Here is a 19,422-nt window from a genome sequence, read left to right on the forward strand (position 1 = left end):
CTCCCTTACCCTTGGTTGTGGAGGAGTTTCTCGCAGATTCTAACGATCCGACTGCTCGCATGACCGTCGCCATAAGGTGAGACACCTTTGGCTACGGAGGCGTAGTAATCCGGATCCGTCAGCAGGCGTGACGCTTCTGAGATGATGGTTGCCTCATCTGTGCCGACGATTTTGACGACGCCCGCTTCGACAGCCTCGGGACGCTCAGTTACATCCCTCAATACCAGCACGGGCTTTCCGAGAGCGGGTGCTTCCTCTTGAAGGCCACCGCTGTCCGTCAGCACAACAGTCGCAGCCTTGAGCAGCGCGACCATTTCTGTGTAGCCGACGGGCGGCAGGAGCACCATGCGGTCAAGACCAGCCAGCTCGGCATGGACGACATCCTTGATGTTGGGATTAGGATGCACAGGGTAGACAAAGGATACGTCCGGGAACCGATCGTGCAGAGTGCGCAATGCCGAACAGACACTCCGGATCGGCAAGCCGAAATTCTCTCTCCTGTGGGCGGTGACGAGGACGATGCGCTTGGAGCGCTTTGGAAGCTCAGGCGTCGCATCGCTTCGAGCCGCCGTCTCGAGGAGTGCATCGATTACGGTGTTTCCTGTCACGTGAATATCACTGTCGGAAACCCCTTCCCTGAGCAGGTTGGCACGTGATGCCTCGGTTGGGGCAAAGTGCACCGAGGCTATACGTCCGGTTACGATGCGATTGAACTCCTCCGGAAATGGATGCTCTAAGTTGAATGTTCGCAGACCGGCCTCGACGTGACCGAACCGAATGCGCCTGTAGAAACTCAGAATGGAGGCAACCATCACGGTGGTTGTGTCTCCCTGTGCCAACACGAGATCTGGCGAAAGTTCCCCAATCACTGGGTCGAGACTGGTGAATATACGTCCGGTGAGGGCCGCCAGCGATTGGTTCTCCTGCATTAGCTGCAGATCTATGTCGACAGAAACGCCAAAATCTGAAAGGGTTTGATGAAGTATTTGACGGTGTTGACCCGTTGAAAGCACAGTTGTTGATGCCCAAGAACTTGCCTGAAAGGCCCGAATAACTGGGGCCATCTTGATCGCCTCGGGGCGTGTCCCAACTATACAGAGTATTTTCTTGGTCATAATTCTAGTGCTCGTCCTGTTGCCTTAGGCTGTGTGTTGGCGCCTGCACCCATTCGCACATGCCGTATGTTTAGCCAAGCCTTCTGCGTAACCAGCACGTTTGATCCGCACTCGGAGCGGAGAACTGCATCGGACGAGAACGCTCTGCCAGCCAACTTGCGCTGATGCGCCGACGCAACAAAGATTGCCGAACAACCCCAGTTTTGGAGGTAAAACGTCGCGCTCGCTTGATTGCTGGTGTGCTAGCGTCTATCGGATCGCTCTAGACGGCGCCACCGTGCAGAATGATGACAATCTGTAACGTTTTGCTTTGCCCGCAGATAGAGACACAGAAATATGTCTGTCCACTCCAAGGATCTGGTAGTCCCAATGTCCCAACCCGCCGTTCAAGTGCCTCCGACCAATAGCGCCGAATATTGGGATCGGCGCTTTGAACAAGACTGGCAGGAGAAGGGAGGGCAGGAACAAAGCCGCTTCTTCTATCACCTCGCGCTGGACCATATGCCCAAGTGGCTCGTGCGACTAATCCGAACGGAGCGACTGACGATTTGCGACTGGGGCTGTGCCACAGGGGAGGGGGCTGACCTTCTGGCGCATCATCTGAACGCGCAGGTAACGGGCATTGACTTCTCCGAAGCGGCCATTGCCGAAGCAAAGAGCAGATTTAAGAAACCATCCTTCCGGGCCGTTGATCTTCTTCAGGAGTCAATTGAAGAACGATATGATGTTGTATTGTCGTCAAACACCCTTGAGCATTTCTCCGACCCCTGGGGGGTACTCGAATCCATCTCAACTTACGCCCAGCAGGCCCTTGTTATTCTCATTCCATATCGCGAGTACGATCGTCACTTCGAGCACGAATACAGTTTTGACGAAAAAAACATCCCAGCTCTGGTAGCCGGCGAGTTTCACCTCGTCTTTTCTCAAGTCATTGACACTGGGGGCCTAAAGCCGAGCTACTGGCCGGGTGAGCAGATCCTGCTTGTTTACGCGAAGCCGCAACTGATCGATCGAGTCAGCCTCTCTTTAGAGGACCTCCCCTTGGAACATGCCGAGCAGGCGGAGCGAACAGCCTTAGAGGAGCAGCTTGCGACTGCCGTCGCCGCATCTAAAGCTGCCCAGGATGAACTCAAGGCGAGCTATGAGCGCGCCCAGGATGAACTCAAGGCGAGCTATGAGCGCGCCCAGGATGAGCTCAAGGCGAGCAATGAGCGCGCCGACGCGGATAGGCACAAGCTTGAACAACTGGATGCTCTCGTGTTGCGCCTCCAGAGCGTGAACTCTGAGCTCACAACAAATTTTAGTAACAAAATTACGTTTTTGAATGAAGCAGTTCAGAAGAAGGACAAGCTGCTTGCAAAGTCCGAGGCTGAGCTTCGAAAGGCCGCGACACGGCTCAAGCAATTAGACACACAACTGCGCACTGTTCAGGTCAGCCACTCATGGCGCGTCACGGCTCCCCTTCGTTCCTTCACGATCGCTGCTCGTAGGGCAATGCGTGCGGCAAAGGGAGGCTCCTGGAAGGTTGCTCGCCGTATCTATCGGGGGCTCCCTCTGCCGAGTCCGATCAAAACGAAGCTGCGCGAGCGAGTGCTCGGACCCTTGCCGCCACAGCCAGAGGTGAAGGCGAAGCAGCGATCCCGAGGTTTGCCTGCATCAGTTACGGCAGCGGCAACGTCGCCCCTACTGTCGCAACGGCTCGGCGAAGGCACCCCAATGTTGCCACCACTCACCCGGGCTCCTGAGCCGGCCGATGTGTTTGTCTGGGGCATCATCGATTGGCACTTCAGAATTCAGCGGCCACAACACATTGCGCGCGGATTTGCCAATCACGGGCACCGTGTGTTCTATTTCTCGAATAACTTTGTGAACGATGCTCAGCCAGGTTTCCGCATCGAACCTATCTCTGATGATGGCCTGCTGAATGTTGTTTATCTTCATGTCGCCGGCGCCCCCTCCATCTATTTTGGAGCGGCAAGTGCGGAGACCGAAGCTGCTATTCTCGCAAGTCTTGGTGCATTTCTTCGGCAAGCTGCGCCGCGTTCTATCCTTTCTCTCGTCCAGCATCCGTTCTGGCTTCCGTTTGCCGACAAAGTTCCTAATCGTCAACTTGTGTATGATCTGATGGATCACCACGAAGGTTTTGGTGACAATGCGCCTGATATATTGGCGCTCGAGAAGCGTGCTCTCAAGACGGCTGATCACGTCATCGTCACATCGACGTTCCTGGAAGAGGTCGCCCGAGCCAAGAACTCATCCGTTTCCGTTGTCAGGAACGCCGCTGAGTACGAGCATTTCGCACGACGTCCTGACAATGTGTTCACTGATCCGGCTGGCCGACGCATTATCGGATATTATGGTGCGATCGCAGGGTGGTTCGATGTGGATTTGGTCGAGCAGATTGCGCAACGATTCCCAAGTGAGCTGATCCTCCTTATTGGCGCTGACTCCGCGGGCGTTGAAGAGCGCCTTAAAGCCTACCCGAACGTAAAGTTCACGGGAGAGGTAAAGTACGCCGAACTGCCATACTATCTCTATGCGTTTGACGTGTGTCTGATGCCCTTCAAGGTTATTCCACTGACGCTCGCGACAAATCCCGTAAAGGTTTACGAGTACCTCAGTGCAGGAAAGCCCGTTGTGTGTGTCGACTTGCCTGAAATTGCACAGTTTGGTGGTCTTGTAGCGACCGCGCGGGGCTATGACCAATTCATTGCCCACGTTGAGAACCTTCTTCAAAATCCGGGGGGCGATCAGGCTGTTGCGGCTCGACGGAAGTTCGCATCAGAGCAGACATGGGATCATCGAATTGCAAGTATGATCAGGTCACTTGCTGCGACACCCCAGCCGCGGATAAGTATCATTGTTGTGACCTATAATAAGCTTGAGCTGACACATGCTTGCCTCACAAGTCTCGAACAGAACACTCATTATAAGAACGTCGAGATAATTGTTGTCGATAATGCATCCACTGATGAAACGCCGCACTATCTTCAGTCTTGGGCAAAGCGTGGGAAGCACCGCATCGTCATTCAGAACGAAAAGAATTTAGGCTTCGCGGCCGCGAATAATCAGGGTTTAAAACGTGCAACCGGCGCATACTTGGTCCTTCTGAATAACGATACCTATGTTACGCCTGGCTGGGTCGGTACGCTTGTTACACATCTGCGGCGTGATCCTGACCTTGGCATCATCGGCCCCGTAACGAACAACATTGGGAACGAGGCCCGTATCGACATATCGTATGGTCCGATGGAAGAAATGCAGCATGTCGCGCTAGCGTACACATCAAGCCACCTAGGCAAGATGTTTCCATTGCGAACCGCCGCATTCTTCTGCGTCGCGATGACCCGCAAGGCTTACGAGCAGGTGGGGGATCTGGACGAAAGTTTCGGTATCGGAATGTTTGAAGATGACGATTACTGCCGACGGATCCAGTTAATCGGGATGCATGTCGCTTGTGCTGAGGATGTCTTCGTCCATCATTATCACTCTGCATCCTTCAACGAAATGAACTCAGCGCATCGCAAGGCTCTCTTTGATTCTAACAAGCGCATCTATGAAGAGAAATGGGGGGCATGGGTTCCGCACACCTATCGGGTGCGTTCCTAGACGACGAAGCGTCTTGCTGCGGGTCAAAGGAGGCGGAGGGTCACGAACGGGACTAGGGTGGCGCCGTAGAGTAAGGGGTCCGACGCGTCAAAGCTCATACAAGTAAAGCAAAACCTGCCATGTTATCAAAATTCAGGCGCTCATCTGCACAGGGGCTCGACTTCATTCGTGATCGCGTTCAAATGCTGTTGGCTAGTAGTCAGGATCGAAAGTCCTTGAGCGACGCGGGTTATGATGCTCTCGCTTCCATTCGCGAGGTCTTGGCGCCTGTGAGCCGCGCGTCCACAGTGCTCTCGGTGCTAGCGCCTGTAGACCCTGTTACAGGGGATGAGCGTGATGGCTATGCGCAGCGGGTTAAGGCCGTCGATCAAATGCTCGACTTGGCCACGCGTGTCTACATCCGCATGCGCGAGGAGTGCAGAGGCGCACCTGTCTTTCGACAACTTGCTGAAAAGGTGTGGGTGCTTGAGCTCGCCGATAACGATCCTTTAGGTGACAGCTGTCTTGCCACTGTTCTTGAAAGCAGCAGTGGTGTCTACTTGCACAGTATTTTCGGCGCAGAGAGCCACTCCATTCGAAAGGCTTTTCTCCGCTACTCCGGGCCCGCAACATTAGATGTGCATGGCTGTGTCCCGGAGGAATATGCAATGCGTGGTTACCCGAAGCGGGCAACACGCTTCGGTGAGCTCGAGCGTGAGGTCGTGAAGAGAGCTGACCATATCATCTGTGTCACGCGCACCATGGCAGATCACCTGAAAGCTAAATACGCTCCCATTTCGGCAGAGTTCATCGTCTGTCCGATTTTCACCCATCATAAGTCAAGTGGTCCCTTAGCGACCCGTTACAATGCGGAACCCCGTGTCGTCTATGCCGGGGGAACTCAGGTCTGGCAGCAGATTCCGAAGATGCTCGACCTCATCCAGGAGACCCATCATCTTTACAGGTATTCCATCTTAACACCGGACGTGAAGGTTATCGAGGCCGGATTAAGGGATCGAGAGGTAAGCCTTGGGGCGGGGAGACTGGACGTAAGGTCCGCAACAAACAAAGAAGTGCTGGATACTCTCCATACTTCGGATTTTGGTCTAATGCTTCGCGAAGCAAGTGTCGTAAATCGTGTTTCATGTCCGACCAAGCTTATCGAGTATATTGGATCAGGTGTGATCCCAATTCTTGACAGTCCAGACGTCGGCGACTTCGTCCAAATGGGAATGAGGTATGTGACGTTTGAAGAGTTCCGCGCAGGGCGAGCTCCGTCGATAAATGACCGGCACGAGATGGCACAGAAAAATTTCGTGCTCTTCAATCAACTCCGAGATGTATCTCATTTAGGAGCTGAGGAGATTTCCCGTCAGATGCGGCTCCAGCCGTGATGATCTTCATCCATCTGTGGAGCATGATGCGTGGGCTTTAAGCTGAGGAGCGCCGCATTGTCCGGCAGGAGCACAGCCGGCCCGTTCTCGAAAGGATCGATCCGAAGCTACGTTCCAAGTCTACACTCATACCAATCGACGCTGATGCTCATTCATTGGCCCAGTCGCGCAAGCCGATAGACATGATGGTCCAAGGTTGATCAACGAGCTTGTTCCAAGCCGCGCAGCAATGGTCGAGGATGTCTGTGTAGGACGTGAAGATCCGGTTGGAGATCACCGGATTCAGCTCGGGCGCTTTCGCCGGCAGCTGCATCGGGGTGATGTTGGCCGGCACCTTAAGTTTGCGTGAAACGTGCCAGACCGCGCGATCGAGCAGCAGCAACGCATGCGCTCCTGGAGCTACAGCCTGCGAGATCTCGGCCAGATGCAGGGACATCGCCTCGGTCGTGCAGCGCGGCAGTACCAGACACGCGCCTTTGCCTTGTGCCGGGCAGATCGCCCCGAAGATGTAGGCCGACGCGGTCCGCAGATCGCGCGGGACGGAGGGACGCGTACCGCGCTTGGCCCAGCGGCGGGTGATTTTGTTTTTCTGGCCGATCCGCGCCTCATCAGCAAACCAGATCTCTACAGGGCGGCCATCGGCTCTGTCCTTCGCGATTTCCTCCAGACGCGTGGGGAAGTCTAATGGCATGGACCGGCCGTGCTCCCCGGTGGAGCATGGGAGGACGGGATTGTCCCGCAGCCACGGAGCCATGTCATGACACAGCAGACCACAGCTGAGATTATTGCGACCATCGACATCGACCTGGGCAAGAACACCTTCCACCTCATCGGCATGGATGCCCGCGGTAGGATCCTGTTGCGCCGGAAGGTTGCACGCGGGCAGTTGCCGTCCTGCCTGGCCAATTTGCCGGCCTGTCTGATCGGAATGGAAGCCTGTGCCGGGGCCCATCACGTCGGGCGCCAACTTGCGGCCCTCGGTCATGACGTGCACCTCATCCCGGCCCTGTATGTGAAGCCATTCCTCAAGGGCCACAAAAACGACTACCGCGATGCCGAGGCCATCGCCGAGGCGGTGCAGCGTCCGACCATGCGGCCTGTGCCGCTGAAGTCGGCCGAACAACTCGATCTGCAGGCTCTGCACCGGGTGCGGAGCCGCTTGGTCGGGCAGCGCACGGCGGTGATCAACCAGATCCGCGCCTTCCTGCTCGAGTGCGGCATTCCGGTCCGAAAGGGGCCGGGCGGCTTGCGCGAGGCGCTTCCGGCCATCCTGGCCCAGCGCACGGACGTGCTCTCGCCACGCATGATCCATCTCTTTGAGGATGTGGCAGAAGATTGGCGGCGGCTTGACGAGCGCATTGAGATGCTGACCCGGGACATCACAGCCCTGGCCCGTCAGGATACGGGCTGTCAGCGTCTGATGGGGATCCCAGGGGTTGGGGTGATCACCGCCAGCGCCATGGTGGCGGCGATTGGAACGGGAGCCGCGTTCACCAAAGGTCGCGACTTTACCGCCTGGCTGGGCTTGGTCCCCAAGCAGATCTCGACGGGCGACCGAACAATCCTGGGCGGCCTGTCCAAGCGTGGCAACCGCTACTTGCGCACGCTGTTCGTGAGTGGGGCACAAGTTCTCCTGCAGCGACCACACCATTGGCAGGGACACCGCTTCGGCCGCTGGCTTTCAACAGCCTCGCCGCGACTGCACCGAAATGTGCTCGCCGCGGCTTTGGCCAACAAGCTCGCCCGGATGGCCTGGAGCGTCCTATACCGCGAGCGCGGCTACGATCCGCAGTATGCCGCCCGGATACCGTGAGGTGCTCCAGCGTCGAATGATCCGGAGATAGAGTTCCCCCCGAGGTTCGCGAGAAGGATGTGGCAGGATGGATGAACGGTTGCCCGGCGCACCGCAAGCTTGATTTTAAAAATGGCCCGGTGAGGTCTGAAGTCTAAGCAGGCTCGGTGCGCGGATTCCCATACTGGCCCGGAGCTTAAGCTCCATACTGAGGCCGGATAGATTGATGCGAACCGTCTCTCATCCAACCAGAAACAGCCCTCTTGCAACGCACGGCCGGCCCATAGATTTTAAAAGCAGCCACGGCCGTTTCGCTCTTCTCATGATGGCGCGGCCGGGCCGAGAGCTTGCGGAAGTTCAGAGCCCGCAGTTCGCGCCCTAGAGCACCGGACCGGAAATCCGACTCCTGGGCTTTTGTGCGAGACCGAGCTGTGATTCACTTCGTCGGCCGGGAGGTGGATCATGGGTCATTGCTATTCTCTCGATCTTCGGGTGCGGGTGGCCGACTTTGTCGAGGCGGGCCATACCTGTCGGGCGGCAGCCGAGCACTTTGACGTCAGCGAGAGCTTCGCCATCAAGCTGGTGCGGCGAGCGCGGGACACCGGTTCGCCGGCGCCGGCCCGGCAAGGCCGCCCGCCCGGAGGCGGCAAGCTCGTGCCCTATGAGAGCTTCCTGATCCAGACCGTCGAGGCAAGGCCTGCCATCACGATGCCTGAACTTGCGGCTCGGCTACTGGAGGAACACGGAGTGGTGGCAGCCCCTGCCATGCTCTCGCGCTTCCTGTGCCGGTGCGGCTTCTCATATAAAAAAATGCCTGATGGCGGCGGAGTGCGCACGCGCCGACGTGCGGGATGAGCGCCGGGTCTGGCAGACCCACCGTCAGCCGCGCATGCGCGAGCAGCCGCACCGCTTGGTGTTTCTCGATGAGACTTACGTCAACACCAAGATGACGCGCCTGCACGGGCGCTCGCGCAAAGGCCAGCGGTTGTGCATGAGCGCCCCCTTTGGACATTGGAAAACCCACACGTTCATTGCAGGGCTGCAGTGTAGCGAGCTGAGCGCGCCGTGGGTGATCGACGGCCCGATCACCCGATTGTCATTCGAGGTTTACATCGAGACGCAGCTCGCGCCGACGCTGCGCAAAGGCGATGTGGTGATCCTCGACAACCTGGCCGTCCACAAGAGCGAAAAGGCCGCTGAATGCCTGAAGCAAAAGGGCGCCTGGTTCCTGTTCCTGCCGGCATATTCGCCCGCTATGAACCCAATCGAGCAAGCCTTCGCCAAGATTAAAGCGCACCTGCGCAAGGCCGAAGCCCGCACCTTTGACGCGCTCTGGCGCGCCCTCGGTAACATATGCAATCTCTTCGAGGCGCACGAGTGTTGGAACTTCCTCAGGGCTGCCGGATATGCGTCCGTTTAACCGTCCGATGCTCTAGGGTCGTCTCGCTCACCTCAATCCGGAACTCGTCCCAGAGCCACTGCACCAGATCCTTCAGCCGCCGGCGCACGACCCGGTGAACGGCCGGGATCGGGCCGCTCTCGACCAGGGCGAGCAAGGCCTCGCGATGGTGGATGCTCAGCTTGCAGACATTCCCCGGCGCCTTGCCATCGACCAGATCTCCGGGCCCACGGGCATCGAAGCGCACTACCCAGTCCCTCACCGTCTGCCGCCCGACCCCGCCGACCCGCGCCGCCTTGCTCCGCGAGCCGCCCTCATAGATCTCGGACAGCGCCAGAAAGCGTCACTTTGCCCGGTGTTGCGGGTGGCCTTGGCCAAGGCCCGCAGCCGGGTTGCGCCATAGTCTGTGCGAGGCTCGATCCCTGGGCGCATGGCGAACCTCCTGCTCGCCACCATGGAATCAGACATGCGACCCGTTGAAAACCCTGAATGAGTCAGCCATCACGCCGCTTGGTATCATCCGCCAGAATTAGAATACGGCCGCGGTGATGCCCTATGCGCGCGTCCTATGCTCATTTCGTCGAAGTCTCGGGCCTGCGTAAGCGCTGTCTGGACCCCACCTTACCTGTGCGGGCCTGAGAGGCGACGCTGACGATCTCTGATAGGGGATCGTTTTGTGTTGATGGTTGATCATATGCTTGAGCCGCCGTGGCCGGTGCGGCGTAGCGCCAGCCCACCGGCTTTCCGCTCGATGATCTCACCCTTATCGTCAAGTACTTCCTGCCCTATCTCAACCGTGCTGCGGTTTGCCGCTTTCTCAAGGCTGTGGGTCTGGGCCGCCTGCGCGTGGACCTGACGCAAAAAAGACGCTCCGGCCGAGCAGGGCCGGCCATTTGGTCAACCATCAGCACTAACCGTTCCTCAATCCAAGATCTCCAGTCGCACTCCTCAGACATGCCAATGTAAGGTGCGGCCATAACACCGCTTACAGTGAAACTTCGCGTAGAAGCCAGAGGGCAGATCTACATAGAGCGCACATGAGTGATGGCCGCCAAAGCACCTACCTGAAGAATTCTGATGGGCCTGACTATAAATTTATTTTCGGAGATGCGCTACTTAAGGAGGCTTTTGCAGTCCAATCAGAATTGCTATGAGGGTCACCCGTCGCGGAGACTGATCGATGCCTGATAGGCCAGCCCTAGAAAACGATTCGTTCGGACCATTAGAGTCAGCCGTTATCCGGGCTACCCCTCTTGGTGGTGAAAACGAAGATGTGAGGATGGCATCCCTCCAGAGCGATATCTTGCGCAGTTCGGGCGGCACAAGTTCGCCGATTGGACCGGGGCGTACTCTCGTGGACGTCGCCCGGAGCCTCAATCCCTCTCGAGGTGAATTCTCCAAGCCCTACGATTTCTATGATTTCTACGAGCCATATTTCAGCCCTTTGCGCGAGCGGGATATTCGCTTCCTAGAAGTTGGCGTTTACGAGGGCGAGAGTACTAAGGTATTCTCCCGCTATTTTGAACGGGGCTCTATTGTCGGTATAGATCTCCAGATACGTGACATTGATTTCAGGGGATTCAAGAACGTCACTTATCTTAAAGCTAACCAAACAGATGGGGATGCGCTGAGTAAAATTGCTGTCGACTATGCTCCGGATGGCTTTGATATTATCCTAGACGATGCTTCTCATGTCGGATACTTCTCGCTTCTTACATTTCTTCATGTATTTCCGCGCCTGAAGCCTGGTGGTATCTATATTGTCGAGGATTGGGGAACGGGATATTGGAACACTTGGCCGGATGGGGGGAGCTTTCAACGCTTTCCTGTTGAATCGTATCAAGGCGAGATCCCAAAGCGGCTGATCAGCCACGATCACGGCATGGTTGGCTTCGTCAAATTGCTGGTGGACATAGCAGCCGGTGGCGATATCAAGGGTGAAGGCCCCTTTCCCAACCTTGGTCCGCATCCCTTCCAGTCCATGAATGTCTACCCCGGGACTGTTGTCATAAGGAAGTCGGAACGTTAAAGGGCTCAATGGTCACTTCATTCGCATTGTCTCCCGAAAGTGAATTTGTCCTTAGGGAGATCCCGCTTGCAGTCCATCGCTGGCTTCTGCCGGACCATCTGACCATAATGCGGCCTGCTCTGACGTTGCGTACAGGCGAGAGGATTGAGTTTCTACCTATCGACATCCAGCCCACGACGGTTCTGGAGCTGCGATTTGGCCGTGCTCTATCTAAGATATCCAACGATGGAATGACCTTGAGCGTGACTGCCCTCACGGCAGGGACTGAACACCATCTTGCGGTACTTCCGCTCACAAATGATGATGACGATGTCCGCTTCGCTCGCTTGGGGCTTGGGCATCTCTCTGGCCGATCAATTCACCTCGCTATAACTGCAGGCCCTGGTTTCTCGGGGGATCCGGAGAGCGATTGGGCATCTCTTGTGGATGTCACAGTTGCTCCGGCCGCTGAGTTGTCGCTTGCGGCTGCCCGTGCCTACGCAGACCTCCGCCGCGCGAATGAAATAGCGCATTTCTCCACATCCTACGATCATACGCTCTATAAGGAGCGAGATCGCCGAGCCAAGGGGCAGGATCACTTGTCCCCGCCTGCGACGACGATCGGGCCACATGCAGACGCGACGTCCTTGGCGCCTGCTCCAGTACAAGTGAGCTTCCTGGATATGGAGCCGCTGCCGAATGAGGACGCTTTCAAGTTCGGCTCGCGCCTTCTGCAAGAGATGCTCGCCGTCAAACCGCCCTCGTTCGAGGCGCGGCTAGCGCAGAAGGCCCAAGCCGCCCATGGCCAGCCACTTCGCGTCCTTTCGATCTGTTCAGGGACCGCTCAAGTCGAAGCCGCGTTACTTCGCAGTGTCATCACGCCGGTACACCTTACCCTTGCCGACATTAATGCGGACCTGCTGGCGCGGGCATTAAGCTATATGCCCGCTCACGTTTCGACTATGAGCCTCGTGCAAGACCTTAACGGCATGAAGCTCAGTCAACCGTACGACATCGTGATATGCGTTTCGGGCATTCATCACCTTGTTGAGCTCGAACATATTTGGAGGACCCTGCACGATCATACTAAGCGCGATGGCGAACTCTGGCTTATCGGGGAGCAGGTCGGCCCTAAGGGGAACTGTTTAGCCGAGCCTGAGTATCGCGTCGCGAACGAGCTATTTTGTGCTCTCCCAGACCACCTGCGACGCAATTCAGTGACTGGCGAAGTCGACCAGAGTCTCTCAAACAAAGACCTGAGTGAAACGACCTTTGAAGGGATCCGGAGCGACGAAATTGAGACATCCTTATCTCGTTTCTTTCTGCCAATCGAGGTTTACAAGCGAAACTGCTTCCTCTGGCGCTTTATCGATCTAATTTATTACCAGAATTACAATCTTTCCGACCCAGACGATAAACAACTTTTGAAGTTGCTCGTGCAAGCAGAGTATGCACACCACATTAGCGGGGGATGGGCCACAGAACTGCATGGCGTTTATCGCCCAATATATTGATCATTCATTGGAGACACCTCAACCGGGCTGATGTGTCAGTAATTCACGACGATTGCACCACTCGTCTCGATCCACCGACCTCCGCGTAAACGGGGCTTCTTGTTTACGCTCGATGAAGACGTCGTAATCACTCAAGTTACCAATACCTGGCTCGCGGTCGTGCATCCTGGCTCCTCTCGCGAGGCAGCATCGGACTGGATAGGGGGGCACCAGGCAACCGGACTAGACCCTGGCTGATAAACCGCACCCAGACACTGTCGAATAGCGCCAGAGGGTATGACACGGTAAGGGTTATGCCGAAGACAACGGAGATTGTCAGCGCGACCGCCACTGCATGGGGCAAATAGGGCTTGAGAGCGACAAATATGCTACTCCCAATCGTGCAGATGACAAGCAGGTGGGTCAGATAGATCGGAAATGACATACGGCCCAGCCAGAGCCCGATACGACTGGAAAACAAGCGCTTGCAAGGTGCGCAGGCTGTGATGAGCCACATGAGAAGCAGAGCCCCAATTGTGTGGAGGAGCACTGCCACCGTGGCCAATGGCATGCCCTGAACCTGATTCAGAACTGCATAGAAGCCAAAAGCCTTGCTGCCGTCTATACTCTCTCTAAATCCAAAGAGCAGGAATGCTGCAGCTGCAACGAGGAGAGCGGGGCCACCCCCCAGGCGGACCCTGTGGAATACATGCAGAGAGTAGATCTGGGCCGCGATAACGCCCCCAATGAATGGAGCAAAAAGCCGCGCTTGGTATAAGGTTAGGATAAACAGGCCAGCACTGAGGAGGATCGATAATCTCGGCCGCTTCAGTTCGACAATGACCAAAGCGAGACCGAGGACCAGGAAGCTCCCGAAAAACTCGTAGTACATCGTCCAGAGATTACTGTTGAAATAGTTGCGGCCGTCGAGGAAGGTTCCAAGCAGCCCTTCCTCGAGCGCCGCAAGCGGCGGCACGGCGGAGTAGGGGTAGGACGCAAACCACCACTTCAGCCAGGTTGACCTTGAGATCTCCGCCGCAGGCTGGTTGGCGTACATTCCTGCCCAGACCAACAAGCCCGAGGCGAGGCTGACGATCACCACGGGTCCGGCTAGCCGCGGCCACCGCTTAAGGGCCGCCAATCCGAGACCCGATGAGTTTTGAGCTCCTATAGCCCTGTAGGTAAGTACGAACCCAGAGAGAACGAAGAACAGGGTGACTGCGGCCGAACCATTCACAATGGCGTAGAGGGGCGTCCCGAAGAGCCCAAAACGCTCCGCGGGGAAGAACAAGCCCTCAAGCCTCGGGGCAAAGCCGAGCAGGGAGTGATGAACCAACACAACGAGGGCTGCGACTCCTCGCACGGTCTCCAGTTCAGCAAGCTTAGCTGGGTTACGAATCATTAGTGACTTATGCCTGAGCAGTAACCCAGCGTCATCCTAGAAGAATCTGGCAAAGTGAAGTTCTGAGGCGCCGAGATGTCGCGGAAGTAATTGGCGGTAAGCTCAATGGCATGTGAGGCTGAACCAAGGATTGGAGAGAATGGAAAGGGCCATGAAAGTGTCCACGTTTTCGGAGCAGCTTATCGTCGTCTGACCTGATCCCTAGAACCTGAAGCAGCCAAAGTGGGAATTCTCCCGTCATCTCTCCCAGCTGGGAGAAGGGAACGGGCCATGAAGGTGTCCAGGTTTTCGGAGCAGCAGATTGCTTTGCTCCTCAAGTAGGTCGATGACGGCGCAAGCGTCGAGGAGGTCTGCCGCCGGGCCGGGATTTCGCAGCAGACCTATTATCATAGGCGAAAAAAGTATGGCGGACTGACGCCCTCGGAGGACAGTGAAACAAAGATCACAATAGTTCAAAAGACGGAGCGTCTAACTTCGGGTCTGTGCCCTGAGACCTTTGTAAGCATAGTGATAACAATCTTGTAGCATTATGAAAATTGAAACCGTAATTAACGCTAGCGAATGTAGACTACCCAGCAAAAGGTGTTTTGAAACTTCCTGCTTCCCGTCAAATGTTGTACCAACTATATCGAGCACGCAGACAGAAAAATATATCATTACAAAGAAATATGCGATGCCGGAATTTTCTCTTTTGTTGAGAGCTGCTCTAAATACCAAGTATAATCCTGAAATCACAGTTAATATTATAATGGCTGTCCCTCGAATACTCGTAAAATAGTAGGAAAGCGGATGGAGCATCGGTGGAATGCTGCCTTTCTGCTTCCCAAAAACTAGACCGAGTTCCGAACTAAAATCGCCGAGAAATTGACTGTTTGCAAGTAATAGTCTCGCGTAGGCTTTTGGCTCGTGTAATATAGCGCGAAATACCAATCTAAGGCTAAGGTTGCTTTGTTGCTCTATAAGCGCCATGCTTTGTTCATTGAATGCAGGAGATCCGATGAGCGGTTTAGATGACGCAGGCAAGTTCAACTTCTCTAGAAGCTGCTCTGGGGCGGAGGAATGTGTTAAAATTCCATAGTAAATAGAATGATAACTTGTCACACGGGCTGCTGCTAGCTCCTGAGGGTTCCCCGACCGGCCAAGCCAAAGTGAAGCTATAGTTGCGAGAGAAAAAAGTACGAAAGCGCCAATTCCTCTGGCGAGCCGGAACTTAGACTTTTTGTCTGTTAGATATAGGTACGTAGCGTATATTAAAGATATGCATAGAAAATAGGCATATTGTCTTTTGCTAATACAAATGAGTAATGTAAGTCCGAGACAGATCCAAACATATATGCGGAAATTCCCATTGGGGACAGGTCTATACAAGTGAACCGCGAATACTCCAGTTACGATTAACGTGCAAAGAAACGCGAGGCCCTCGGCAAAGAAGGAGTTGTAATATGCAATAAATAAGCCATCCGAGAAAAGAAAGCTAAGCAGTATGATCGGGCTAGAGCTGGATGTATTCCGTAGACTGAATTTGCACAAGTATAAGTATGATAAGATATGGATTGTTAAAAGAGGAAAGGAAATCAGTAGGATGTCAACAACGCCGTCGCCTCGAACGGCATTGTTGAGCCATTTTCCGATCTGCCAGGTAATATGGGCCGACGTAAACCATGGGATCGTAACTGACTGGGTTTTTGCCTCGTCCCAAAACCGAACTGGTTCTAAAAAGAACCTTGCCTTCCACTCTTCTGTTCCATGCGGCGGCCAATTCACAGCCATTCCCAGAGGCCGCTCAACGTAGTATCCAAAATACCTTGTGAAATCGCCATTGTCTGCAACGCCAAACGACACAAAGCTTACGAGTATCATTAATATCGAAATACATACTAAGCATGCTAAGTAACGCTTCTTAGTGAAAATATCTTGACTTTTCTCTAGCATAGCGTTGTTCACAGTCTTTCACTTGCGAGGCGCTCTATAAATAATTTAGCCGCGGCTCGGCCCTCGCGGATAGCGTAATTAGTGCCCCGATCTTCAGGATAAACCTGCGCCATAGTTGAGATAAACAGGTTCTTTAACGGCGTCTCCACTGCCGGCATCATCTGAGAATAGTTCTTTTCCATGATAGGCTGAGCATATTCGGCACGCCATACATGATGAGCCTTAAGCCAAGAGCGGTTGAATGCCGGGAACATCCTTTTGATGTGTGGAAGCGAAAAATCCAGAACCTCATCATCAGACATGCTGTAGAGAAGATCTTCAGCCGGAAGGTACTTGGATAGATAGACAATATGCCGCCCTCCATATGATTCTGGGGGCTCGAAATTGGTATGCTCAATCACGCCGACAAACGGGAAGTTCGGATCAGCCACGTTAAGCCAATATGTATCGGACAGGCTGCGGTCAAGCTCTAAGACCAAACAGATATTGGCAAGATACTGCACACGTCGAAGCTTGTCCGTGTAAGGCTTTGGAGTATGGCCCTGAACTAAATCTGCGATTAGAGGGAGAGCGGGCGTTGCGAGGACACCAGTCACGGGAATAGACTCGCTCTCAGTTTTTACAGCCGTGACAAGACCGTCTCTGCTTTCGATCCCTGTCACGCATGTGTTGAGGCGGATATCGCCCCCTTGCTCGCGCACTTTCTGACCAATGCTGTCGGCCAAAGCCGCGAAACCACCGCGGTAATAAGCTAGGATCTCCCTCCCATCAGAACTGCGTGAGCTGCCGCGTAGCGCAATCTTTTTCCAGAACCAGACCGCCGAAACTTTGTCCGCATACGGACCAAACTTGCCAACTAGCAACGGCTCCCAAACAATACGGAAGACCTCTTTTCCGCACGTTTGGATCAGCCACTCACGAGCGGTTACATTCTCGAGTTTCATCCAGTTCTTGACCGCGCGGGCTCGAGGCACAACGAGACCGAGTCTGATGCGATTGATAAGGCTGAGGGGGGTGAAGCGAAGGACATCAATTGGGCTCGAAAGTTTGAAGAAATTCTTGGTGTAGTACATGCCCGTACGTGTCGGGCGTAGCACAACCTGTTCCTCAAGATTGAGCTCTCGGACCATGTTCACCACGTGCTGATCATTGCTGAACCAATGGTGATAGAAGCGCTCAAGCACGTATCCACCGACATCGAACCCACCGGCTAAGCCACCTAGGGATGCGTCGGCTTCGAGAATTGTTACCTTCACACCTGCCTTGGTGAGGTCGTAGGCAGCGGCTAGGCCAGTGAACCCTCCTCCGATGATGGCAATGTGCGGGGACGTGGCGGGACTAAGGGTCATGGTCAGGCATTCACTAAGATGAGCGGGAATTACAGGCGGATCTTTGAGGTTGAGCCCTTGAAGGACGTCGCTAAGAACGCAAGGGCCCCTGCCATACTCGTGGGGAGCCAAAGCATCAAGTGTACAATTATCGCGAAGGTGGCCGCCTTGGCTTCTAGGTTTCCAAAGAAGGTTGCAGCCTGCATAGCGAAGAAATGAAAGGTCCCTATGTAACCCGGGGAGCTCGGGATGAGGGTCGCAAGCGTCGCGATAGCTAGAGCCGTATAAGCGACAGCCCACCCGCCCTGGATTTCCATTGCCGTCGCGATGGAAAGAAACACTCCTCCCTCTAGCAGCCAAGCTACACTCGAAAGTAGGACCAGCTCAGTCAGACGGCGCAGGTTACCGAGCGAGATAATGGTATCGGTGATGTCGAAGCCGATATTAAGCAGCTTTAGCGCTAATGTAGACTGTTGGAGTCTTAGACTGCGTTGAAGAGGGACAAGTACGAAACGTCGGACCATGGGTAAGCAAAATAGCCCAACCAAACCGATAAGTCCCAATATAGCGGTCCAGACTGAGAGGTGGGAGAGAAGTGTTTGATCCCCAACAGGGACAGTCGGAAGGACGATCATGAGAATGAACAAGAGGACGAGGAGGTCGAGAAGGCGTTCAACAATGAGTGTTCCGCCTATCCGGCTCGGCTCAAGTCCGGGACGATCATGGAAGGCAAATAGCCGCAGAATGTCGCCTGCCCGGAGCGGGAGAACGTTGTTTGCCGCGATTCCGATCAAAAATGGTGCAGCCGTATCCTTTAAACGGAGATAAGGAGCTGTTGCGTGCAGCATCCGCCACCAGCGTAGGATCCTTGCTGTATAACCCAACACCAGACACAGCAGGGCCGACAGGATATAAAATCCATTTAGGTTTGCGAGATGCTGTGGCAATTCATTGAGCGGAAGGCGCTCAAGAACAAGCCAAGCAAATAGAATCGTCACGCTCAATCCAATCACGGGACGGATCCAGCGTCGCCACGACAGAGACTTCCTTTGGGGCTTTACGCTACGCGACAAGGCGACTTTCATCTCATCAAACCTATGGACTTGGTAATCGGAAAGTGGCTTGCCGCTCATCCGCGAAGGACTATACGTCCCATGCCCGCGATCAGCCGAAGGTGGTGCTATTTCACCGCGTCCTTAGCACTGATAACTCCATGCGCCAAGCCTGCCTCTGATACATTGTTGTTCACAGGCGGCAATGGTTGCGCTTTCATCCAAATAGTAATGAACAAATTTGAGTGTACGTAAGGACAGCAAAGCAGATTGCGTTTAAGTCGATTATTCTACATTTAGCTATGCTGACAATCCTGTTGTCCTTAAAGAGTGGATATGACTTCCTTGGATCGTCGGATTGCGATGAACCCACGAGATGTACGACAGCCGGTAACTCGATGTGGGTCAAGTTTGTTATATGGAGCAAACCAGCGAAGTAGCGCCGCCATCAAGGATTGAGCATCCGAGGGGGGGCTAGCACGGGCGTAATCGTGCAAACGAGTCAAAAACCTAGCTAACCCGGTGTGCGGGGTTTTAAGTCTCGAGATCCACGGCTATCCTGAAGCGGTGACCAGCCTGCGGCGCCTGTTTGCTGCCAGAGGAGCCTGCCATGGGCCTCGAGAGATTCATCATAACGATCTTCAGTGCCATCGACGACTTCTTCCACTAATCCTGCCCCAAGCTGCGCCAGTCCCGTCCTGCACCTACGCTGGCCGACAGCGACGTTCTGACTATTGAAGCGGTCGGCGAGTTCCTGCACATCGATATCGACCCAGAGTTCTATGCCTATTTGCGCCGCCAATTCGGCGACCTATTGCCCGGCTTGCGAACCGCCCATCGCACGTTAGGCGGCTAACCTGTGGGTGGTCAAGTCCCGGCTGTGGCAGCAACTGGCCGCAACGGCTCGTCAGGACCCAGC

General features: G+C 55.0%; 12 protein-coding genes and 2 pseudogenes. 7 read left to right on the forward strand and 7 right to left on the reverse strand.

Annotation, left to right across the window (positions count from 1 at the left end):
• Positions 1-5 precede the first annotated feature (5 nt).
• Complete coding sequence (gene wecB / locus OC446_RS12165; protein WP_262029289.1) at positions 6-1,115, reverse strand: non-hydrolyzing UDP-N-acetylglucosamine 2-epimerase; 1,110 nt, start codon at positions 1,113-1,115, stop codon at positions 6-8.
• A gap of 369 nt (positions 1,116-1,484) precedes the next feature.
• On the opposite strand from wecB, the gene OC446_RS12170 reads away from it, so the two are divergent.
• Both OC446_RS12170 and OC446_RS12175 read left to right on the forward strand, forming a co-directional pair.
• Positions 1,485-4,724, forward strand: a complete 3,240-nt coding sequence (locus OC446_RS12170; RefSeq protein WP_262029290.1) for a glycosyltransferase — start codon at positions 1,485-1,487, stop codon at positions 4,722-4,724.
• 119 nt (positions 4,725-4,843) lie between these two features.
• Positions 4,844-6,097, forward strand: a complete 1,254-nt coding sequence (locus tag OC446_RS12175; RefSeq protein ID WP_262029291.1) for a hypothetical protein — start codon at positions 4,844-4,846, stop codon at positions 6,095-6,097.
• Positions 6,098-6,245: 148 nt separating this feature from the next.
• Here OC446_RS12175 and OC446_RS12180 read toward each other — a convergent pair.
• A pseudogene (locus OC446_RS12180) lies at positions 6,246-6,776 on the reverse strand (IS630 family transposase); the annotation flags it as partial.
• Positions 6,777-6,854: 78 nt separating this feature from the next.
• Between OC446_RS12180 and OC446_RS12185 the strand changes: the two are divergent.
• Positions 6,855-7,910, forward strand: a complete 1,056-nt coding sequence (locus OC446_RS12185) for an IS110 family transposase (RefSeq protein WP_262029292.1) — start codon at positions 6,855-6,857, stop codon at positions 7,908-7,910.
• A 175-nt stretch (positions 7,911-8,085) separates the two neighbouring features.
• On the opposite strand, the gene OC446_RS31025 is transcribed toward OC446_RS12185, so the two are convergent.
• The gene (locus OC446_RS31025; RefSeq protein WP_410055066.1) at positions 8,086-8,325 is read right to left on the reverse strand and encodes a winged helix-turn-helix domain-containing protein; all 240 of its coding nucleotides are present in this window, start codon (positions 8,323-8,325) and stop codon (positions 8,086-8,088) included.
• Positions 8,326-8,351: 26 nt separating this feature from the next.
• Here OC446_RS31025 and OC446_RS12190 point away from each other — a divergent pair.
• Positions 8,352-9,309, forward strand: a protein-coding gene (locus OC446_RS12190) for an IS630 family transposase (protein ID WP_262029293.1) whose coding sequence is annotated in 2 segments (ribosomal slippage) — positions 8,352-8,693 and positions 8,695-9,309 — 957 coding nt in all. Because the reading frame shifts where the segments join, the coding sequence is not laid out codon by codon here.
• Here OC446_RS12190 and OC446_RS12195 read toward each other — a convergent pair.
• A complete protein-coding gene (locus OC446_RS12195; RefSeq protein WP_315986499.1) occupies positions 9,281-9,625 on the reverse strand; it encodes a helix-turn-helix domain-containing protein in 345 nt (114 codons plus the stop codon). The genes OC446_RS12190 and OC446_RS12195 overlap by 29 nt on opposite strands.
• A gap of 942 nt (positions 9,626-10,567) precedes the next feature.
• On the opposite strand from OC446_RS12195, the gene OC446_RS12200 reads away from it, so the two are divergent.
• Both OC446_RS12200 and OC446_RS12205 read left to right on the forward strand, forming a co-directional pair.
• A complete protein-coding gene (locus OC446_RS12200; protein ID WP_262029294.1) occupies positions 10,568-11,317 on the forward strand; it encodes a class I SAM-dependent methyltransferase in 750 nt (249 codons plus the stop codon).
• An 8-nt stretch (positions 11,318-11,325) separates the two neighbouring features.
• The gene (locus OC446_RS12205) at positions 11,326-12,810 is read left to right on the forward strand and encodes a class I SAM-dependent methyltransferase (protein WP_262029295.1); all 1,485 of its coding nucleotides are present in this window, start codon (positions 11,326-11,328) and stop codon (positions 12,808-12,810) included.
• A gap of 136 nt (positions 12,811-12,946) precedes the next feature.
• Here the strand turns inward: OC446_RS12205 and OC446_RS12210 are convergent, their stop codons facing one another.
• Positions 12,947-14,191 (reverse strand): acyltransferase family protein, encoded by a 1,245-nt coding sequence (locus tag OC446_RS12210; RefSeq protein ID WP_262029296.1) that lies wholly within the window; start codon positions 14,189-14,191, stop codon positions 12,947-12,949.
• 336 nt (positions 14,192-14,527) lie between these two features.
• On the opposite strand from OC446_RS12210, the pseudogene OC446_RS31030 reads away from it, so the two are divergent.
• A pseudogene (locus OC446_RS31030) lies at positions 14,528-14,716 on the forward strand (transposase); the annotation flags it as partial.
• Positions 14,717-16,131: 1,415 nt separating this feature from the next.
• On the opposite strand, the gene OC446_RS12215 reads toward OC446_RS31030, so the two are convergent.
• Together OC446_RS12215 and OC446_RS12220 are read right to left on the reverse strand one after the other, a co-directional pair.
• Positions 16,132-17,472, reverse strand: a complete 1,341-nt coding sequence (locus tag OC446_RS12215) for an NAD(P)/FAD-dependent oxidoreductase (RefSeq protein WP_262029297.1) — start codon at positions 17,470-17,472, stop codon at positions 16,132-16,134.
• Positions 17,473-17,501: 29 nt separating this feature from the next.
• Entirely contained in the window at positions 17,502-18,584 is a 1,083-nt protein-coding gene (locus tag OC446_RS12220) for a lysylphosphatidylglycerol synthase transmembrane domain-containing protein (RefSeq protein ID WP_315986498.1), read from the reverse strand.
• Positions 18,585-19,422 lie beyond the last annotated feature (838 nt).

This window comes from Microvirga sp. Mcv34 (genome assembly GCF_024519725.1).
Classification (GTDB): Bacteria; Pseudomonadota; Alphaproteobacteria; order Rhizobiales; family Beijerinckiaceae; genus Microvirga.